Raw genomic sequence first — 15,561 nt, forward strand, 5'->3', positions numbered from 1 at the left:
AAGGCAACTCAAGTTCGGTGGTGACTGCATTTGAGTTGTTTTTATTTCCCTACAACGCCACGTAATGTAAACCAAAAATCTTTATATTGTGTGTGAAGATGTTGTCAGTGTGAAAGGCGGCTCAAGTTCGGTGGTGACTGAATTTGGGCTGTTTTTATTTGTGCCACACAATTATTACTCCCTCCTAAAAACCTATAATCCTATTAAATATTTCTCTTTAAATCGTTTTTTATTTGAACTAACCGAATGTTTTTTATCGTGTTATTTTTTATTAACAAAATAGCTTCGAAAGCTTAACTCAAATTAATTGATTTTTAGTTGAACAGAAAATTCTCTTTGTTATACTCAAGTTCGAACTTTCAGTAAGTTTTGAAAGTTTGGTTGATACGGATCAATTTTCGCTAGGTAAATATGTGCTAGCTGGATTTGATTGTATTTAGCACCTGGTTTTAGGGCTTACAACAGCAATGTTTTTTAAATTTTTCCATTGCGAACTGTATTACTCTAATTTTGTTATAGTCATTTTAGTAGGTTAATGTCTTTGAACACACTTTCTTTGCATCATACAACTACGGAACTTGCCTCTGGCGAGCCGCAGACGTGTGAGCGCTTGAATAAAGCAGGCAAGGGCGTGTGTGTAGCTATAACTTTATTAGTGTTTAATACTGTAATGTTGCTAAGCGGTGCATTAGAGGATGCCTTCAAGCTTGAAGCGCTATTAAGTGATGGGTTTATTGTAGAGCCACTGTTACTTAATCTTGCGCAATTTTTAGCTCATCCGATCATATCAAGTCAGTTACTTATTGGCCTTTGTTGGTTATTGTTCCATATTTGTCCAGCGCGTCGTGCTGGCATAATCCTCCGTAAAGCAGCCTTTGCTTTTAGCGAGGCTAAAGTTCTTCAGCCTGTGATCTCTTCACACGGTTGTCGTGCTCCACCTAGCTTTACAGGTTGCCTGTAACGCTGCATCTTGTTGCTGGTTTTAATTATTTGTTCTTGCTGTAAATAATTAAGGTTAGCTAAAACAAAGTAGCTCCGTGTTTTTTAAACACATTTCAGCCAACCACCACTCACCCAAGTTAACTTTTATTACGTTATATAAATGCGTTTAGAAAGCTGGGTTTGTTGCTAGGTCATTAATGGCATGAGCTTTAGGTTTTGAATAGCCCCCTTATTTTTATAATTTAATTCTAGTTAACTTGGGTTTTTATTGAAAAATCGTTGCTTTGGTTTTTATTTTAAGCAGCAAATTGAAACTCTAGGTTTGTAGGATACTCCCTTGTTAATTCGTAACCTTTGTAATATTGCTTTAGCTAGTACAGTGCTGGCGTTGTCAGGCTGTAAAGGCGGGATACTCGATCCAAAAGGGCAGATAGGCATTGATGAGAAAAATTTAATCATCATCGCAACCGTGCTTATGTTGCTTGTAGTCGTTCCCGTTATTGTGATGACTTTGTATTTCGCTTGGAAATATAGAGACACTCAAAACCAAGAAATTTATGCTCCAAAATGGGCTCATTCGAATAAAATTGAAGCCGTTGTTTGGGCTGTTCCTATTGTTATTGTAATCATTTTAGGTGTTATTACCTGGCAGTCTACCCAAGAGCTAGACCCTTACAAACCAATTGAAGGTAAAGGTAAGCATCTTACTGTTGAAGTGGTTTCATTAAACTGGAAGTGGCTGTTTATATACCCTGAGCAAGGTATTGCTACGGTTAATGAATTAGTGTTCCCAGCAAATGTACCTGTTGAATATAAAATCACTTCAGAGAGCACAATGAATTCATTTTTTATTCCGCAATTGGGTAGTCAAATATACTCAATGGCTGGGATGGAAACCAAGCTTCACTTAATTGCAAATGAGCCAGGTACGTTTAAAGGCTTTTCTGCAAATTACAGCGGCGCAGGTTTCACTGGCATGAAATTTAATGCCATTGCTACACCTACTCAAGCTGGTTTTGATAAGTGGGTGAGTGATGTGAAAGCGAATTCAAGCGCTAATAACCTGACTCATGCAAACTATGTTGAGCTTGCAAAAGCAAGTGAAAATAACCCTGTAGCCTATTACGGAAAAGTTGATGACGGCTTATTTCATACCATTGTTATGAAGTATATGCAGGCGCATGGCGATATGAACAAAAAACACCATGCAATGGGCGAACATGGGCAAATGAGTAAAAAGCATCATGAAATGAGTGAGCACTCAATGCCTTCATCTCACAGCCAAGGCGAGGAATAATAATGTCGTTATTAGGTAATCTTTCACTCGACGCAATTCCGTTTCATGAGCCAATTCTTGTGTTCACGATGTCGGTTATTGCGATAGCTGGGCTTATTATTGCCGGGCTTATTACAAAGTATAAAAAATGGGGCGTGCTTTGGCGCGACTGGATCACGTCTGTTGATCACAAACGCTTAGGCGTAATGTATATTCTTTTAGCACTAATAATGCTGTTTCGTGGTTTTTCTGATGCAATAATGATGCGTGCGCAGTTGGCACTTGCTACCAGTGGTGCGCCAGGTTATTTACCACCAGAACACTACGACCAAATATTTACTGCCCACGGCGTAATCATGATCATATTTATGGCAATGCCATTTATGATTGGTCTAATGAACATTGTATTACCACTTCAAATTGGTGCTCGCGATGTTGCTTTCCCATTTTTAAATAATTTAAGTTTTTGGTTTACAGCCAGTGGTGCAATTTTAATTAACTTATCACTTGTGTTTGGTGAGTTTGCAAAAACAGGTTGGGTGGCATATCCGCCGCTTTCGGAGCTGACCTTTAGCCCTGGGGTGGGGGTTGATTATTATATTTGGGCCTTGCAAATATCCGGGCTCGGTACACTTCTAACAGCCGTAAACTTTTTAGCGACTGTGTTTAAAATGCGTGCACCAGGTATGACCCTAATGAAAATGCCAATTTTCACATGGGCATGTACATGGGCAAACATATTAATTGCAGCATCATTCCCAATTTTAACTGCTGTACTTGCAATGCTAACGCTTGACCGTTATCTCGACTTCCACTTTTTTACCAATGAATTGGGCGGTAACGCCATGATGTACATCAACCTGTTTTGGGCATGGGGTCATCCTGAGGTATACATATTAGTATTACCAGCGTTTGGTATTTTTTCTGAAATTATTTCGACCTTTGCCGGTAAACGTTTATTTGGTTATAAGTCGATGGTTTACGCCAGCGGTGCAATCTCAATTTTAGGCTTTATTGTTTGGCTACATCACTTCTTTACGATGGGCTCGAGTGCTAACGTTAATGCGTTTTTTGGGGTAATGACTATGGTTATTGCCGTACCAACTGGGGTTAAGTTATTTAACTGGTTATTTACCATTTACCGAGGTCGTTTACGTATTAGCGTACCGGTACTTTGGACACTTGGCTTTATGGTTACCTTTACCGTAGGCGGTATGACCGGTGTATTACTTGCTATTCCTGGCGCCGATTATGTACTGCATAACAGCTTATTCTTAATTGCACATTTTCATAACACAATTATTGGTGGTGCTGTGTTTGGTTACCTGGCCGGTTTTGTATTTTGGTTCCCTAAAGCAATGGGCTTTAAACTTAATGAAAAATGGGGCAAAGCATCATTTTGGTGTTGGATTATTGGTTTCTTCGTAGCATTTATGCCGCTGTACGTACTTGGTTTCTTAGGTATGACACGTCGCTTAAACCACACTAACAACCCAGATTGGAACATGTGGTTATACATTGCCGCAGGCGGTGCTGTGATTATTATGTTTGGAATTATCAGCCAAGCAATCCAATTATTTGTAAGCTTTAGAGATCGTGAAGCACTTGACGATACAACTGGCGATCCGTGGAACGGCCATACACTAGAATGGGCAACTAGCTCACCTCCGCAAATTTATAACTTTGCAACAATTCCACATATTGATGATATTGATGCATGGACCGAAGCGAAAGAAAAAGGCCAAGCTTATCAAACAAAAGCAAGTTATAGCCCAATTCATATGCCTAAAAACACATCAGCTGGCGTGTTAATGGCAGCAAGCTTAACAGTATTTTGTTTTGCAATGATTTGGCATATTTGGTGGTTAGCTGTTGTTGGGCTAGTAGGCGGAATTGCCATATTTATCAAACGTTGTTACACCAGCGATGTAGATTACTATATACAACCTGATGAAATTGCACGCACTGAAGCTGCATATAATTCAAGTGGCATTAAGGAGCTAAAAGCGTGAGTACACTTTCTGCAAATTTAGAATCAGCAAATTTAGACTCTGTATCACACGATGATCATGCCCACGCGCATGATCACCACGATACTTCGGGTGACACGATATTTGGCTTTTGGTTATACCTAATGACCGATTGCCTATTATTTGCCTCGTTTTTTGCCACCTACGCAGTGCTGTTTATGAACACTGCCGGCGGTGTATCGGGTAAAGATATTTTTGAGCTCGACTTTGTAGCCGTAGAAACTGCTGCACTACTTATTAGTAGTATTACTTTTGGTTTTGCCATGATTGCCGCTCAAGGGCAAAAAAAGGCACTAACACTGACTTGGTTATTTGTTACGTTTTGTTTAGGTGCTGTGTTTATTGGTATGGAAGTATACGAATTTCATCACCTAATTGTGCATGGCCATGGCCCACAACAAAGTGCTTTTTTAACATCATTTTTCTCATTAGTTGGCCTACATGGTTTACATGTAACTGCGGGTCTAATTTGGATGACCATAATGATGATTGAAGTTGCTAAACGTGGCTTAGGTAAAGCAACCGTAACGCGTTTGAGCTGCTTAAGCCTATTTTGGCACTTCTTAGACATTGTCTGGATTTGTGTATTTACCGTTGTTTATTTAATGGGAGCAATGTAATGAGCCACAGCGAAACACATGCTGAGCACCATGATGAATCTCATGGCAGTGTTAAAACTTACTTAATTGGCTTTGTGCTATCGGTAATTTTAACTGCTATCCCGTTTTACATGGTAATGGAAGGTGACTTCTCAAAAGTAACAACGCTTTGGAGCATTGTTACTTTAGCAATCGTACAAATTTGGGTGCATTTAAAATACTTTTTACACCTTAATTTTACCACCGAAGATGGCCGTGCAAGTACTTTCTCATTCCTATTCAGTGCTCTGATCATCGTAATGGTTGTTGGGTTATCTGTTTGGATCATTTATGAATCTAACGCAATGATGATGTACTAGGAGTTGAAGATGTTTCGTCGTTATTTATCAGTGACAAAGCCGGGTATTATTATGGGCAATTTGATCAGCGTAGCGGGCGGGTTTTTACTTGCCTCGCGCGGTGATATAGACCCATGGTTAATGATTGCTACATTAATTGGTTTGTCGCTAGTGGTTGCATCAGGTTGTGCTATCAATAATGTTATAGATAGAGACATAGATGTGGCCATGGCGCGTACTCGTACGCGAGTAACAGTAACAGGCGAAATGTCGGCCTTTGCTGCACTTAGTCACGGTATTTTATTGGGTGTTGTGGGCTTTGGGTTATTAATTGCTTTTACTACTCAAGCCGCAGTATTTTTTGCAGCGTTTGGCTATGTAATTTATGTAGGGGTTTATAGCCTCTACATGAAACGCAACTCTGTTTATGGCACTTTTGTAGGCAGTCTTTCTGGTGCTGTCCCGCCTGTTGTTGGTTACTGCGCCGTGACAGGGCAGTTCGATATGGGCGCATTAATACTGCTAGTTATGTTTAGCTTGTGGCAAATGCCGCACTCATATGCCATTGCTATTTTTCGCTTTAAAGATTACCAAGCAGCAGGTATTCCTGTACTTCCGGTTGCACAAGGCATAGATAAAGCCAAGCGCCATATTGTACTTTATATTGCTGTGTACGCTTTAGTCGTCATGCTATTACCAATTAGTGGCTACACGGGGGCAGCGTTTATGGCTGTGGCGTGTATTACCAGCTTTTGGTGGCTGTTAATGGCGCTTCGTGGTTATCGTCGTAATATTGATTTAACAGGCTGGGCTCGCCAAGTGTTTGCCTTTTCAATTGTTAATATTACAGCTCTAAGTATTGCTATGGCTGTTGATTATCATAGTGTTGCTCCACAGCTATTAACGCTTACCTAATTTAAAAATTTTTAACTATTCCAAAGTTAATCCAAAGGCTCGAAAGGGCCTTTTTTTTATGCCTAAAATAGTTTTGCAATAGAGCGCTTATTGGCAAGTTCTAGGCTTTGTTTTATTCGTGCTCTTACCTCTGGTGATTTATTTTGGCTTAGCTTAAAGTTTCCACTCCAATGAGTGGGGGTAAATTTTATAAAGCTTAATTGTTGATACATTACTTGGCGACTGTGTATGGGCACGTCAGTAATCTTCCACATTGGCGTAAAGCCTTGCTCAAAATGGCTCGTTAGCTGCCGCATTATTTTGTCTTTCTCATTATCGCTTTCAATAATATTTACATTTGCAGTTACTTGTACTGATGAATAAAGCCAGCTCGGCAGTGTTTTATTATTACTATACGAGGGAGATAGATAGCAGTTATCGCCACAAAATAGTAATTTTACTGACTGTTTATCACATTGCGCTAGCGGGTTATGTTTTGCTACGTGTGCAATAAATACATTACGTGAGGGCTCATATAATACAGGCACTTGGCATATATTATTTAAGTCACTTTGCGAGCAGGGCATTAAAATACTCGCTAGAGGGAATTGCTCAACTAATGCCTGCAAACGTTCAATATTATGTTCTTGAAAATGTGTAGGTGGGTACATTAAAGCTTCTCCTTTAACTGTAATTTAATACTCTGCCAATGCTCGTCAATAATGCTAAATTTTGCGGTGCTTCTGTAACTCCCATCACTAAGGAGTCTATCTTTATAAGCTACGCCCTCAAACCGGGCGCCTAGTCTAGTAATTGCATTTCGAGATTTTCGATTTTTTTTGTGAGTATTAAATGTTATTCGCACTAAATTCAACGCGTCAAAAGCATAGCTAAGCAGTAAATATTTAGTGTGAGTATTGATATAAGTTTGCTGCCAGTGATGGCTTATAAATGTATGACCAATTTCAGCACTTAAGTTATGTGTATCTAATCTAAATAGTCGTGTGGTGCCTACAACCTCTTTGCTGGCTATGTCTACTATGGCAAATGCAATTTGTTCTTTTTTATTAAATTGTGCACTTGTGGTAAACCATTCCTTTAACTGTTCGGGGGTTTTTGTATAATTGCTTAATACCCATTCCCATATTTTTGGATGTTGCCCAGCTTTATACAAGCCGTTTAAGTGCTCATAATTTAATGGCTCTAAAATTACCTTATTTGTTTTATGTATCTGTTGAGTAAACATGTTGCCTCTAAGCTTTGCTATTTATGAGCAACAAATGTACGCTAATTTGGCTTGGTAAAAACAACCAGAATTGGCTTTTTAGCTATACCAGTTATAAAGGGGTAACATGCAACCGCTTAATATTGAATTTAATAACTTAAACAAAGCTAAGTACTTACAAGTTGCAGATGCTCTGCGCGGTTCTATCGTAAAGGGAGATATTGCACCTGGTGCAAAACTTAGTTCTGCTCGAGTTATGGCGCAAACGTATAAGTTAAATCGCCATACAATAATGAACGCATTGCAGTTACTAGTAGCCGAAGGATGGCTAGAGTCCCATGAACGCTCTGGCTATAGGGTCACTCAAACACTACCAATTCAAAGCAGTACTAACAGTGAGCACACGCCAGTTTTAACACCAAAACCTTATAAATTTGCTACAGAGTTAGCCATGCCTATTCCGGCAATGAATTTAAAAGACTACGTATATAATTTCGCAGGTGGACTTCCTGATTTAAATAGCTTTCCTTATAAAGAATTTAAACGCTCTATGAGCCATGTATTTAATCATTTAGATACCAGTAAATTTCATTATGGTGATATAGGTGGAGTGAGTGAGCTAAAAGTTCAGATAAGCGATTACTTACAAAAAACTAGAAATTTAAAAGCATCAGACTTACTTGTATGTAATGGCTCACAAGAAGCTTTATTTTTAATTTCAAAGGCCTTTATAAGTAAAAATGACTACGTTGCCGTTGAGACTTTAGGCTACCCTCCAGCACGCAAAGCCTTTGCTGCTTGCGGTGCGCAATTAATAGATATAAAACAAGATGAATATGGTTTATGTGTTGATGATTTAAAAGCGCAACTTAGACGGTATCCAATAAAAATGCTGTACTTAACCCCGTTACATCAATACCCAACGACCGTTACGCTTTCGCCCACACGGCGCATGCTAATTTATCAATTATGTTATGAGTATGGCGTTATGATTGTAGAGGATGATTACGATCACGAGTTTCATTATCGCTGTCAACCATTACAGCCTATGGCTGGGGACGATCCCGCTGGGATTATTATTTACTTGTCTACATTTTCTAAAATCATGTTCTCAGGCGCTAGAATTGGCTATATTTGCGCAGCCCCTGAAGTATTAACACAGTTAACCGCATGGAAGCAGTTAATGAATCATAAAAATGATGTGGTTATGCAGCTAGCCGTTGCTCACTTTATGCAAGAAGGTGGATTCGAGCGCCACCTAAAACGCATGACTAAACATTATAAACAACGTTATGAAGCAATGGACAACACGTTAACGTTACTGCAATCACAGGGAGTACCAATAGAGTATAAAAAGCCAGATGGCGGTATGGCAATGTGGGTTAACTTAAATAAAAATACGAGTAATATAAAACAAGCAATGCAAAGTAAAAGCGTGTATTTACAAGCAGAATCTGAGTTTTACTTTGCTGATTCAGTGAGAAGTTTGATGCCTAAGCAATATAATTATATTCGCTTAGGCTTTGCAGGACAATCAGCAGAGGCAATGAAGCAAGGGCTCAAACTAATCACTGAATATAAATAACTAGGGCGTGTTGACCTTTGTGGATTGAAATTTGTTCAATCTAGGGGCGATTAAATCGCGGCGCGAGGTTTGTAACCTAGTGGGCTAAGTAAAAACCGAGTAACAAAGAGTTAATCGTCCCTAGAATAAACCCAACGGGCAGCGCATGTTTGGTACTTATGCTGCGTTATCGCCTATTTATGGGGAATAACCACACTACATAGGCTCTGCCTTGCCTAAATACCAAACAGTCTGCTGCAAATTCAACCACGAAAGGTCAACACGCCCTAGATACCATTAACTATTTTTTAAAATCATCGGCATTGTAATAAAGTGGTTTAAGGGTGCCGCAATTAATAAATTTATAAGTAAGCTCATTTTCAGCTGGAACACGTTTTGAGGTACGCAGCTTTTGCATACACGCATTAACTAAATCTACAAAAATAAGATGGTTATAGCTCGGCGCTTTTTGAATTTTATGAATATAAATACGCTCAGTCCCGCCTAAATTAATCAGGTCGTAGTTTTGCCATTGTGATGACTCTGCTAGATCGTTTAACTTTCTTGAGTAGAGCTTTTCACTCATTATTATTTCTCTATTTGAGTAAATTAAACTGCCATTTTGTCTATAATCACCTTCGTATACATCTGCAGTAATGGTTATTTCGGCACCATCCATTAAGTTTTGAATATCAAATGGATGTGGTTTTAAAGTTATAAGTTCAGCATTACGTATCAGCTCTAAAAAAGCAATATCAGGCTTTTCTACTTTATAGACTATTTGCATATCGTGAGGCGGGTTATAGGTTGGCAAGTTAATAGCAAAAATGCTTGAGCCTCGGTTGAGCAGTATCATCGCATGCTCTGTATTATATGAAGGAACTTTTTCTGAAAGCTCTACTTCTTCAGCTATAGCGAAACCCACATTATTTAGTGCAAAAAATAATATAACAAATAAGCGCATAACGACCTCGATAATTTATGAGCTTAAATTGTAGTATAAAAATATATATTACATTGAGTTAATTACACTTAATACTCAAATGCTAAACATTGTATAAAAGGCTCAAGTGAGCCTTTTATACAATTTCAAGATGGTTTTAAGGTGATCTCAAAGCGACATTAAAGTAATGCCAATTACATAAGCACTACTTAATTGCTTTTTTTACTTCTCGCCAATCTATTATTTTAAAGTTTTGAGGTTGCTGTGGCATACGGTTATAACCATCTTGTACAACTAAAATACCTTCAGGATAACCCGGGAGGGGCTTAGCTGTTACTGTTAACCCGTCGGTTTCTGATGAGCCATCAAGACCATTAACCAAATCACTTATTACACTAAACTTACCTGCAAACTCTAAGCTAGGTGTTTTGATGCCCGCAGTACCATTATTTATTTTATACAGTACGTAGCTGTTATCACCTTGGCTAGAAACAACTAAATAACGTGTTTTGTCGCTGTGGTAAATTTCCATACCTTCAACATCATCAACAAGTTGCTCATTTATACCTTGCAGCATAACCGGTGTACTTCCTGCCGTTGGCTCTGCACCTATAAACCAAATACCGACATCTTCTTCGCCTACAAATAATTGTCCTAGTTCATCATCTGCGCTACAGCCTTCTGGCTGGCTTGGAAGGTTAAACTCGCGAACAAGTTTGCCTGTTATTTTTTCGTTATTCTCACTGATTTTATATTGCTGATACAGCCCCGATTTATCATTTACAAAAACATAGTTGCCCGTATTTGACGAGTACATACATAAGCCATAAATTTCATCAAGATTGGTAGGAATATCAGCAATGTAACTCACATTATTATTCTCTTGTACTGTAAATACACTAATACCGTTAAGTGTTCGATTACTGGCTGTTATTAATGTATTAGTACTATTTTTAATGGTGCTATTTTGTCGCAGGTCCACGTTATTTAAACGACCAACTTCAAGTGACTGTTCAAGCTTGCCGTTTAGGCTATATACCATTAGTCCACGACGTTTATCGGTACCTAAAATTAAGCTGTTTTCTGCATTCTTAGGGTTAACCCAAATTGCCGGATCGTCTGCTGCATCTCCAAACGCTTGAACGGGGGTTGTTTGTGCGCTTGCCTTTATTTGAGTAATTGATTTGGTGCTGGTTTTTAATGATTTTTTAATAGGTGTTACAGGTAATGTACTTTTAATATAAGCGCCTGTTTTGTCGTTATACAGTACTGCCGTTGCCGTATTATTACTTGTGTAATTTACCGCTACCGATTCCAAGCTCAAGTCACCATTTAGCATCCAGTTATTAAACGCTTTGCCAATTGGATCATAAGCATACACAGTATTGTTTTTGGTACTAGTAAACCAAATCCTACCATCTTGCGAAGCCGAAATAGCTCCTAGTTCACTGTGTAACTTTCCAAAAGGAGCAACTAAAGCAATCGGTTTTTTATCTGCTTGCGATTCAGCGTTCGCGTTTATTGCCCAAACACCTATTTCGCTTTCACTTACATATAAGGTATTAGTTGTTGTACTTACAGCACAACCTGACGCCTCGCTAACGCCAGAAAATTCACGTACATTTACGTTAACCGCTTTATTATTCGCTGTATCAAAAATAATAGTTTCGGTAATTAGCCCGCGTACATCAGGTACAAATGCCGATATTGATTTACTCGCTTTATTAGCAAATAAACACACTGTATCAGGTTGTGCTTGTGGTGGGTTAATACGTGTTAGTTCAGTAGTATTCCAGCCACTTTGAGTGTGTTCAAGCTTAAACATAACAACGTTATCTTGATTGTTATCAATAGTTGCAACCAAAAATGAGTGTGCTGCTAGCTTAGTGACAGCAATCGCTTCAAAGTTACCTTTTTTTATAATGCTGCTTTGTTGCGTTTCACTTTCAACTAACACTAAGCCTTTGCTTTCGCTTGCTAGCAACCAATTGTTATTATTTAACCACGCTGCTTGTGAGCCTTGCATGTTATCTGTTGGACCAAATTCAGTACTATTAATGATTACTTTATCGGGTGTGTTTTTTACTGCCGTATTTGTAGCCATGTTACTATTGCTACACGCACTTAATGTACTAAGCACCAAGCTACTTACAATTAAGCTAAGAGATGTTTTTAATTTAAAGTTCATGTTGTAACCTTTTATTGGTCAAAGCGCTTTTGAGTGCTATAACGCACTTCGCCTTTATAGTTAATAGCCGTTGCTTTTAGTGTTTCATTGTTAATCGAAAAGCTCAAAAATCCAGGCGTAGCTTCTGCAAAACGCGTAAATTTACGTTGTTTTACGTAACGTGCTTCGCTACCGCCACCAGATACGAAATGGTCGAGTTTACTGCCATCTATTTGGTTATGTTGTAGGTCATGTTCGTGTCCCGCTATATATGCTTGCACACCATTTTGCTCAAATATGGGCTCGAGTAAATTACGTAAACCTTCAGTAAGTCCGTAACGTTTTCCACTGCTATAAAGTGGGTGATGACCAACCACTATTTTCCATCGTGCTTGGCTATTTTTGAGCTGGCTATTTAACCATGTTAATTGCGCTTGACTGTTTTGCCCTTGAGTTGCTTTGTATTTTTCGCGTGTTTTGTATTCAGGGTTTAAAGTATTAGTGTCTAAAAACACCATAAAGATCTGCTCGCCACCTTTTAAAGTAAAGGTTTTGCTGTAATACCGTGCAGGTAAATTCCAGCGCTGACTTTTTTTACTGTAATCAAGTTGTGCTTGCGCATTACCTAAATAATCATGATTACCCAGTACTACATACCAAGGCTCGAATGTATGTGGACCATGGTAAATATTTTCATAGGCACTTTGCCAAAGGGGGTCGTTAACACTTGCTACGCCATTGGGGTAAAAGTTATCGCCAGTTGAAATAGTAAAATCACCATCAGTTTGAAACATCGCTATTTCTAACTGGTGTGCTACGTCTTTTTGATAAAAGTGCCCGTTATGGCCCCAATCACCAATAACCGTAAAATTTAAGCTCTTAGGCAGCGCCGTCAAGTTGGCAATTTTTTGTTGCTCGTATAATACGTCGGTGTACGTTACGTTTGCCAATACGCTTTGTATACTGCATAGACCAAGTGTTATTAGCAGTAATGTTTTTTTTATCATTATTGTTCTCCCATGTTTGGTAGCGCTAAATAAAGTGATTAGCACTACCTCATAAACTTATTTAAAACGCATAACGCAGCATAAGTTGATAAACCGGACCCGCTTCTTCAGATTCAATTTCGTACTCATCAAAGCTTCTACTAAACTGATCTTCAACGGTATTAAATTTATTAAAGGTTTCGTCTTTACTTGCATCAAGTAGGTTTGACCCCACCAAGCGTAGCGTTACATCTTCCCAACGCTTCTCTATAAACACTTCAAAGTCGGCACTGTAAGATGTAGTAATTTCTTCACCTACAATACGTCCATAGGCATCACCTTGCTTGCGGTAAGTTGCGCCAAATGCAGCTTTGAGTTCGGGTAAGTCCTGAATAAACCCAACGTTATAAACGTAGTCGGATTGGTCGTTAAATTTGCGAGTTCCAAAAAAATCGGTTACTTCACTATCAAGCCATGAGTAATTTAAAAATACACCCGTATTAGGCATGCTAAATGCGCCAAGTGGAGTAGATAAATCAAGCTCAACTCCTTTAACATTACCATCGCCTGTGTTGCGTGGTTGCAGTACAAATGTGCCTTCGCCCTCAGAGCCTTCCTGTCCTGTATTTGCTATTTCTATCAGATCATTTACTTTGCGATAAAATAAATTAATACCTACAACGCCACTTTTTCCTAAGCGATACTCGTAGCCTAAGTCCATACCCCAAGCTGATTCTGGTTTTAACTCAGGGTTACCTAGTTGGTCGTTATCGCCAAGTTCTTTTTCAATAAGTGCCGGCGTTAAAAAATCAAACTCAGGGCGGCGTAAACTGCGTGCAACCGATGCACTAATTCGTCCATTTTCGCTAACGTTGTAACGAAAGTGTGCTGAGGGGAGGATAAAGTCGTAATTATTATCTTCGGTCACGCCAATTGTTTTATCATTAATTATAGAATCGGTAGACTCCCAGCGTACGCCCAGCTCCCAAGAAAATAAGTCGTCTTTGTGCTTAATAAGAGCAAATAAGTCAAAGCGATCTTCTTCTAAAGTGTTTACACCACCAGTAACCGCTTCGTACTCGCTATTAAATGCAGCAAGCGTTAAAGGTGTTGCTGCATATTGATCCCAACTGGTAAGTGCTAATTCAAGCTCGTCTTCGGCTTCAAAAATATTGCTATCGCGTTTTTTATTTTGTAAAAATGCACCAAACTGAATTTCTTTACTGTCACCCCAAGGTTGACTGTGTTGCCATTGCAGAGTCCATTCTTTATCGTCTATGTCGCTGCGAGCTTGTTCTTCTTCAAATATCATTGGCAGCTCAGACGTATCTAGTTCTACTTCTTGCTCATATACCGACTCTTCAAACTTGGCTATACCAAATTTAAACTTACTTATGCCGCTTAAAAGTGGAAATTCATAAGCGGTATTGATGTTGTAATTAGTCTGGTCAATATACTTAACATTGGCATTATCTGTTTCTAAGTTACCGCCATTTATAATGTCGTTATTGGTTGCTGTCGGATCGTTGTATTCAAATGAACGTTCATCTTCAGTGCGCTCGGTATCAACCCACATAGCGCTAATATTAAGCTGACTATCATTATCAAAAATTATTTCGTAGCTAGCATTAAGTGACGTGTCGTCGCCATCGCGAGTGTCTGATTGGTCTTCGCGGTTATCAAACTCTTCTGTTTGAAAATTTATATTGTTTTCAGGGCTATCGCCGTAGCGCAAACTAGTTTTTTGTTTTGGGTTATATCTGCCTTGTAAATTTGCACCAAGTAATAAGCGCCCACCCGCAAATTCAGTACCGTACACAGCAGCTAAGCTTTCTTTAAATTCACTATCATCATAAAACAAGCCACCAGCACGCAAGTAACCGCCATCTAAACTGTAACCATCGCGCAATACAATATTTAATGTGCCCGCAATAGCATCGGCTGAGCGGTTAGCACTTGATGAGCGAATAATTTCAACGCGTTCAATTAACTCAGCTGGAATTCGGTCAACAAAAAATGAACGGTCGGCACCTGCGCCAGGTACTTCTTCACCGTTTATCAGCACCTTTGTATAAGCAGGGCTTAACCCCCGCATACGTGCACCATCCGATTCAAGTACATCCGATAAAAATGTAACACTGGGTACTCGTTTTAATGCATCGCCTGCGGTCAATGGTTCAAAACGTTGAAAGTACTCTTGTGAATACTCCAAGGTTGGTGCGAGTTCGTCTGAGCGGTTTCTGTAGCCAATTTCACCGTATACAACAATTTTGTCAGAAACTTCGATATCTTTTTTTGTGGTTTCTTTTGCATCATCTTCTGCATAAGCCGTCAAATTACATAAGGCTAATGCGACTACCAGTGCTTTTATTTTAAAGTCTTTCATTGTATTTGCTCTTGGTTATTGCTGGGTTGTTTCTCGGTATGGCGAGCAAGCTAAAGATATTTGATTACGTAAATGTGACAGGGTTTAGGTTAAATACATCTATTTAGAGGTATTTGAACAATATGTAGAGCGTATTGAGCTTTTATCACTCCTCGTAAAGTCAGATGTTATGTACCGTGCAGGGGGGTTTTTAAATTAGGTATCATTTAGT

Annotated in this window: 13 protein-coding genes; 7 read left to right on the forward strand and 6 right to left on the reverse strand. The window is 39.0% G+C overall.

All coding sequences use genetic code 11. The features are described from left to right. The first annotated feature begins 541 nt into the window (after positions 1-541). From V6260_RS16670 to cyoE, 6 genes are all read left to right on the forward strand, one after another. Positions 542-961: a hypothetical protein gene (locus V6260_RS16670; RefSeq protein WP_149594338.1), complete on the forward strand. Its 420-nt coding sequence runs from the start codon at positions 542-544 to the stop codon at positions 959-961. Positions 962-1,279: 318 nt separating this feature from the next. Beyond that, positions 1,280-2,239: a ubiquinol oxidase subunit II gene (cyoA, locus tag V6260_RS16675; RefSeq protein ID WP_024603771.1), complete on the forward strand. Its 960-nt coding sequence runs from the start codon at positions 1,280-1,282 to the stop codon at positions 2,237-2,239. A gap of 2 nt (positions 2,240-2,241) precedes the next feature. Next, positions 2,242-4,230, forward strand: a complete 1,989-nt coding sequence (gene cyoB / locus V6260_RS16680; protein ID WP_341595212.1) for a cytochrome o ubiquinol oxidase subunit I — start codon at positions 2,242-2,244, stop codon at positions 4,228-4,230. Further along, positions 4,227-4,868 (forward strand): cytochrome o ubiquinol oxidase subunit III, encoded by a 642-nt coding sequence (gene cyoC, locus V6260_RS16685; RefSeq protein ID WP_149594195.1) that lies wholly within the window; start codon positions 4,227-4,229, stop codon positions 4,866-4,868. Before cyoB ends, cyoC begins: the two co-directional genes overlap by 4 nt. Further along, a complete protein-coding gene (cyoD, locus tag V6260_RS16690; RefSeq protein ID WP_341595214.1) occupies positions 4,868-5,206 on the forward strand; it encodes a cytochrome o ubiquinol oxidase subunit IV in 339 nt (112 codons plus the stop codon). Before cyoC ends, cyoD begins: the two co-directional genes overlap by 1 nt. Before the next feature lie 9 nt (positions 5,207-5,215). Next, positions 5,216-6,100 (forward strand): heme o synthase, encoded by an 885-nt coding sequence (gene cyoE, locus V6260_RS16695; RefSeq protein WP_341595216.1) that lies wholly within the window; start codon positions 5,216-5,218, stop codon positions 6,098-6,100. A 62-nt stretch (positions 6,101-6,162) separates the two neighbouring features. Here cyoE and V6260_RS16700 read toward each other — a convergent pair whose 3' ends face one another. Further along, positions 6,163-6,750 (reverse strand): FMN-binding negative transcriptional regulator, encoded by a 588-nt coding sequence (locus V6260_RS16700; RefSeq protein WP_341595217.1) that lies wholly within the window; start codon positions 6,748-6,750, stop codon positions 6,163-6,165. Beyond that, complete coding sequence (locus V6260_RS16705; RefSeq protein WP_341595219.1) at positions 6,750-7,325, reverse strand: GNAT family N-acetyltransferase; 576 nt, start codon at positions 7,323-7,325, stop codon at positions 6,750-6,752. Before V6260_RS16705 ends, V6260_RS16700 begins: the two co-directional genes overlap by 1 nt. A 106-nt stretch (positions 7,326-7,431) precedes the next feature. Here V6260_RS16705 and V6260_RS16710 point away from each other — a divergent pair, with 106 nt between their 5' ends. Then, positions 7,432-8,889, forward strand: coding sequence for a PLP-dependent aminotransferase family protein (locus tag V6260_RS16710; RefSeq protein WP_341595220.1), 1,458 nt, complete (start codon positions 7,432-7,434; stop codon positions 8,887-8,889). A 280-nt stretch (positions 8,890-9,169) separates the two neighbouring features. On the opposite strand, the gene V6260_RS16715 is transcribed toward V6260_RS16710, so the two are convergent. The 4 genes from V6260_RS16715 to V6260_RS16730 all read right to left on the reverse strand — a co-directional run bounded on the left by V6260_RS16715 (position 9,170) and on the right by V6260_RS16730 (position 15,350). Next, positions 9,170-9,832: a hypothetical protein gene (locus V6260_RS16715; protein ID WP_341595221.1), complete on the reverse strand. Its 663-nt coding sequence runs from the start codon at positions 9,830-9,832 to the stop codon at positions 9,170-9,172. A 184-nt stretch (positions 9,833-10,016) separates the two neighbouring features. Next, entirely contained in the window at positions 10,017-11,999 is a 1,983-nt protein-coding gene (locus V6260_RS16720; protein WP_341595223.1) for a phytase, read from the reverse strand. Between the two features lie 11 nt (positions 12,000-12,010). After that, the gene (locus tag V6260_RS16725) at positions 12,011-12,985 is read right to left on the reverse strand and encodes a metallophosphoesterase (protein WP_341595224.1); all 975 of its coding nucleotides are present in this window, start codon (positions 12,983-12,985) and stop codon (positions 12,011-12,013) included. A 61-nt stretch (positions 12,986-13,046) separates the two neighbouring features. Beyond that, positions 13,047-15,350: a TonB-dependent receptor plug domain-containing protein gene (locus V6260_RS16730; protein WP_341595226.1), complete on the reverse strand. Its 2,304-nt coding sequence runs from the start codon at positions 15,348-15,350 to the stop codon at positions 13,047-13,049. Between the last annotated feature and the right edge of the window lie 211 nt (positions 15,351-15,561).

Source organism: Pseudoalteromonas aliena, from assembly GCF_038155085.1.
In the GTDB taxonomy this organism is placed as follows: Bacteria; Pseudomonadota; Gammaproteobacteria; order Enterobacterales; family Alteromonadaceae; genus Pseudoalteromonas; species Pseudoalteromonas aliena_A.